This is a genomic window from Bacteroidota bacterium (genome assembly GCA_018831055.1).
GTDB lineage: Bacteria > Bacteroidota > Bacteroidia > Bacteroidales > B18-G4 > M55B132.
Genome location: JAHJRE010000078.1, coordinates 1 through 3,738, shown reverse-complemented (window position 1 = coordinate 3,738; position 3,738 = coordinate 1). Strand labels below are relative to the sequence as shown.

Genomic DNA, 3,738 nt, shown 5'->3' with positions numbered 1-3,738 from the left:
TGAAACTTGCAACTTGCAACTTGAAGCTTGCAACTTGTATCCAGAAGCCTGGTATATTCATTTTCAATACACAATTTTTACTTTTCAATGTACTGCTTCAGAATCGCTTTCAGCTCTTCATAGTTGTTTGTTACGGGCAGTTGCGGGAAATCGCGGATGACGTTTTCCGGTGGGCGGAAGAGTATCCCGGCATCGGCCCGGAGGAGCATACTGGTATCGTTGTATGAGTCGCCAAAGGCAATTACCTTGTATTGCAGGCTTTGCAAAGCTTCCACGACTTTTTTCTTGGGATCTTTCTGCCGGAGTTGGTATCCGGTGATCATTCCGTCGCCATCAATGATGAGTTCATGGCAAAAGAGGGTTGGCCGGTTAAGTTGCTGCATCAAGGGTTCGGCAAACTGAGCAAAAGTGTCGGAAACCACGATCAGCTGAGATCTCTCCTTTATCCAGTCGATGAATTCATTAGCGCCATCCAGCGGTTTGATCTGTGCAATGACATCCTGGATGTCTTTCAGAGTCAATCCATGTTCTTTCAGGATGCCGATGCGCCATTTCATGAGTTTGTCGTAATCGGGTTCATCCCGGGTTGTGCGGCGCAGGATGTCTATTCCGGTTTTCTCGGCCACGTTGATCCACACTTCGGGGACAAACACCCCTTCCAGGTCTGAGCAGATAATGTGCATGTAAGTATTCGGGTTTAGGTTGTGAAATAATCAGATTTACTTGTCATATTTTTTCGTCAGGTAATCTTTAAATGCCCTGTAATCATTTCCCAGGAAGTCGAATTGTTCCTCTTTGTTTTCCAGTCCCTGCAGGCTGGGAGGCAAAACCGGATCAAAACCGAGGATGCGGGTGATCTCTTCCGGAAATTTTGCAGGATGGGCGGTTTCCAGGCTGATGAAAAGCTGTTCTTTATCATGCATTTTGCCTTCCGTGGCAAGATAGCGGTTAAGTCCTGCCCAGCCCACAGCTCCATGCGGTTCCAATAAAATATTATGGTCGACGTAAGCTTTTTTTATGGCTTCACGGGTTTCTTCATCGGTGATACTGACGGAAAACAGGTCTGTCCTCATTTTTTCCAGATCTGCCTGCCGGCTGATATGGCCTTTTTCGTCCATTACGCCACCATACATCGACACCAGTCGTGCCAGGTTGCTGGGATGGCCAACGTTCATAGCGCTGGAGATACAGTTCCTGGAAGGTTCAATCCTGCCATATTTCCCTGTTTGCAGGTAAACAGGAAATTCATCGTTTTCATTTACGGCAATGATGAACCTTTTAACCGGCAATCCCATTTTCATGGCCATCACACCTCCCATCATATCTCCGAAGTTACCGGAAGGCACGGAAAAGACGGCCCGGTCGTTCAGTCCGGTGTTTAGCCTCGACCAGGCATAGAAATAATACACCGTTTGAGGTATCAGCCGCCCTATATTTATGGAATTTGCCGAGGACAACTGAAGATGTTCCAGCTGGGGATCGGAAAAAGCTTCTTTCACGAGGGTCTGGCAATCATCGAACTTCCCGTCAACGGCGACGATCTGGACATTTTGTCCGAGTGTGGTCATTTGTTTCCGTTGCCGGACGGTGATTTCTTTTTCAGGAAATAGGACACAGACTTTAATATTATCCAGTCCGTAAAAGGCATTGGCAATAGCGCTTCCGGTATCGCCTGATGTGGCAGTCAGGATAAGAAGACTCCTGTTTTCCTTTTTCAGGAAGTATTGCATCAGCCTGCCCATCATTCTTGCGGCAAAATCCTTGAATGATGCGGTAGGTCCCCTGTCGAGCCTGAGTATATATTTTCTTTCATAAACAGGATCCAGGGGAACCGGATAGTCGTAGGCATTTTTGACCACCCATAGAAGATCCTCCTCACTGATCTGATCCAGAAGATACTTTTTCCCAACCTGGAAGGCAATTTCAGGATAGTTCATGTTCCGGAAGGCATCCAGTTCATCTTCGCTGAAAGCCGGAATGGTTTCCGGCATATAAAGTCCTTTGTCGGGAGCCAATCCCTTCAGCAGGGCTTGTCCGAAAGGTACGGGCTGTGCCTTCAGATTTGTGGAATGATATAGCAGCATTTATGTAATCTGTTGATTTTAATCCTGTTTCCTTGATAAAAGTGCAGATGATGCTCCTCCTGCAGAATATTCGGGTGAAGAAATGAAGAATTTCTTACCATCGAGTACCGATAGTGCCTGGTCGAGATCTGCAATAACATCGTCGGGATGTTCGGCGCCAACACAAAGCCTGATGAGGTTGGGAGGGATATTGGCTATTTTCCTGCCTTCTTCGCCTTGCTGGGAATGGGTGGAAATGGCCGGGATGGTTGCCACGGATTTGATCCTGCCCAGGTCGGTAGCCCGCCAGATGCGTTGCATACCGTCGAACATGTCTCGTGTGGGTTGTGCACCTCCTTTAACGCGGAACGACATCAGGTGACCAAATCGGTTCACTTTGCGACCGTAAAGTTCATCGATCTCAGAATCTACAAGAACAAGGTATTTCTTTGCCAGTTCATGCAAAGGATGAGCTTCCAGTCCTAGGTAATCTACCTGTTCAATATGCTTGTGTTTCTCCAGAAAATGGGCTACTTTCATGGTATTACGACTGCAAAGGTCCATGCGGGTACGTAATGTGCGGATGTCGTTAAGTCCAAGGACAGCGTTCATGGGAGAAATATTGGGACCATTATCCCGGTTGGGTAAGGTTTTCAGGTACATGGCAAAGTCAGCCTTCATAGCCTCGTTATTGATGTTTGATACCAGGTTTTTCCTGGAAATGACGGCGCCGGCAATACCAAATCCGCTTGTCATAATAGATTTCGTAGCCGACTGCACCACGATGTCGGCACCCCATTCTATCGGGCGCATCAGGGCCGGGGTAGCTACGGTAGCATCTACGATCATAGGTATGCCAAACTCATGGGCCAATTGGGCAACTTTTTCCAGATCGAAAAAAGCCTGTCCGGGATTGCTGGGCATTTCCCCATAAAGGAAACGGGTATTTTTATCAATCAGAGATCGCCATTCGTTAATATCGTTCGAGTTGACCACTTTCCGCCATTCAATGTGTCTTTCCTGGTCTTTACGGATAGCAAACTGCTGGAAAGTGCCTCCATAGACCTGGCAGGTAGCAACAAAATTGATCCTTTCCCCGGGATTATCCGGATCTACCACCAGAAAAGGATCCACGGCGCTTTGAATAGCTGCCATTCCAGAAGCTGTAGCAATACAGGAAGTTTCCTGTCCGGAGCCATATCCTTCCAGAAGAGCCAAAACACCTTCGAAATAATACATGCTTGGATTGGCAATGCGGGAATAGCACCAGGTGGGTATCTCATAACCCAGGGCAGCTTCCATCTCGTCGGCATCACGGTAAGCCTGAGAGGTTGACATGTAAATAGGTTCAATAATGGAACCCTGGTTAAAATCAAGGGATTCCTGCATAGAGTATACGCCGTGAACGGCTATGGTATCGAAGCGGCAGGCACGCATCCTGCGTAGATTCTCCTCATGCCAACTGGCAGCACGGCCGGCTGCGTTGATATAATACTGTTTTCCTTCCCTGTTCATCTGATTTGGATTAATGTATTTTATTAAGTATATCAAAGCATAAATTTACAATTTCGTTGGGAATGTAAGGGATGCAGGATACTATTTGAAATGTTTATAAATTGTAAGTATCGAACCACCTTAACCACGAAAGCTCTGATCATACCACCTCACCCCCGGC

3 protein-coding genes are annotated in these 3,738 nt (G+C 47.1%); all 3 read right to left on the bottom strand.

The features are described from left to right. Positions 1 to 77 precede the first annotated feature (77 nt). The 3 genes from thrH to KKA81_04755 are packed head-to-tail and all read right to left on the bottom strand — an operon-like array spanning position 78 to position 3,578. Positions 78 to 683 (bottom strand): bifunctional phosphoserine phosphatase/homoserine phosphotransferase ThrH, encoded by a 606-nt coding sequence (gene thrH / locus KKA81_04765; protein MBU2650226.1) that lies wholly within the window; start codon positions 681 to 683, stop codon positions 78 to 80. A 36-nt stretch (positions 684 to 719) separates the two neighbouring features. Continuing rightward, the gene (thrC, locus tag KKA81_04760; protein ID MBU2650225.1) at positions 720 to 2,084 is read right to left on the bottom strand and encodes a threonine synthase; all 1,365 of its coding nucleotides are present in this window, start codon (positions 2,082 to 2,084) and stop codon (positions 720 to 722) included. Positions 2,085 to 2,102: 18 nt separating this feature from the next. Then, positions 2,103 to 3,578: an aminotransferase class V-fold PLP-dependent enzyme gene (locus KKA81_04755; GenBank protein MBU2650224.1), complete on the bottom strand. Its 1,476-nt coding sequence runs from the start codon at positions 3,576 to 3,578 to the stop codon at positions 2,103 to 2,105. Between the last annotated feature and the right edge of the window lie 160 nt (positions 3,579 to 3,738).

Coding starts and splice junctions, on each gene's coding strand:
- thrH (MBU2650226.1), bottom strand. CDS start 683: ATGCACATTATCTGCTCAGACCTGGAAGGGGTGTTTGTCCCCGAAGTG.
- thrC (MBU2650225.1), bottom strand. CDS start 2,084: ATGCTGCTATATCATTCCACAAATCTGAAGGCACAGCCCGTACCTTTC.
- KKA81_04755 (MBU2650224.1), bottom strand. CDS start 3,578: ATGAACAGGGAAGGAAAACAGTATTATATCAACGCAGCCGGCCGTGCT.